This window comes from Aquitalea sp. S1-19 (genome assembly GCF_024343515.1).
Map to the genome: position 1 here is coordinate 1 of NZ_RJTZ01000313.1, position 1,286 is coordinate 1,286.

The 1,286-nt window shown below is 57.3% G+C and carries 2 protein-coding genes; both read right to left on the reverse strand.

Annotated features, from left to right (window positions below; all coding sequences use genetic code 11):
* Nucleotides 1-196 (reverse strand): aminotransferase class III-fold pyridoxal phosphate-dependent enzyme (locus tag EGI20_RS18710; protein ID WP_498633199.1); only part of this gene is annotated, 196 nt, incomplete at its 3' end.
* 277 nt (nt 197-473) lie between these two features.
* Nucleotides 474-1,286, reverse strand: an 813-nt coding sequence (locus tag EGI20_RS18715; protein ID WP_498633201.1) for a M20/M25/M40 family metallo-hydrolase, incomplete at its 5' end; no start/stop codon positions are given.

Consider the following 1,286-nt stretch of genomic DNA (forward strand, 5'->3'; position numbering starts at 1 on the left):
CGGTCAGCGTTGCCACCAACTCCGGATGGCAATGTCCCAGCGCATTGACGGCAATCCCGCCGGCAAAGTCCACGTATTCGCGGCCCGACTGGTCCCACACCCGCGAACCCGATCCACGCACCGGAATAAACGCGGCAGGACCGTAATTAGGCACCATCACCTGATCAAAAGTGGCGCGACTGACCGTATTCATCATCTGCTTTCCTTGCTTGCTGTAGCGGAGTTGTTTTAGTGGTTTTGAGCGATTCTACATTGCCTTGTCAAAATACCCACTTCACCTATGCGACGCAGGTTTACAGATTTACTTGACCCAGATCAAAGCCACCGCCTTTTTGCACAAAAAACGCCCATATAACAGCTTTGACTAATGCAAACACACATCACCAGCCTGCCATAACGCCCTGCCAATGCGTGCGCAGCATGCAAAATGCCCCGCACAAGGCGGGGCATTGATAGCCAAAAATCAGGCTATATCAGTTTTTAACAGGCACCGCCTGCAAGACGGCCTTGAGCAAATCCCAGACCTTGGCAACCGACTCAACATTCACCCGTTCTCCCGGCGCATGCGCGCCCTGGATATCAGGACCGAAGGACACCATATCCATCTGCGGGTACTTGGAGCCGATCAGGCCGCACTCCAGCCCGGCATGGATCACCTTGACCCCGCTCTCCCCACCAAACTCGCGTGCATACACCTGACGGAACAGTGCCAGCAGGGCCGAATCCGGATTAGGTGCCCAGCCCGGATACTTGCCTTCGCGCTGGATGTCGCATTTTGCCAAGCTAAACAGGCTGACGATTTCATCGGCCAGCATCTGGGTGCCCGACTCGAGCAAGGAGCGCACCATCAAGTTGGCAAACAGCACGCCATCTTTGATCTGCACTACACCCAGATTATTCGAGGTTTCCACTACGCCAGTCACGCGCTGACTCATACGCTTGACCCCGTGTGGAGCCGCATGCAATGCCGACAACAAGCGCGCCTGATCGGCGGCGGCCATCACACCCTCCGCGCTAGCGGTTTCGTACACGACGCGCACGCCCTCGTCCACACCATAAAGCTCGAACTGCAGCAGGCTCTCGAACTCGGCCAGACGCTGTTCCAGTTGTGCCTGCTTGTCAGCCGGCAGCGCCACGACGGCAGCAGCTTCACGCGCCAGCGCATTGCGTGCGGTACCGCCATCAAACGACACCAGCCGCAATTCAAACTCGGCCTCCAGCGCTTTAATCAGGCGCAGCAGGCTCTTGATCGCATTGCCACGACCCAGATGGATGTCACAGCCGGA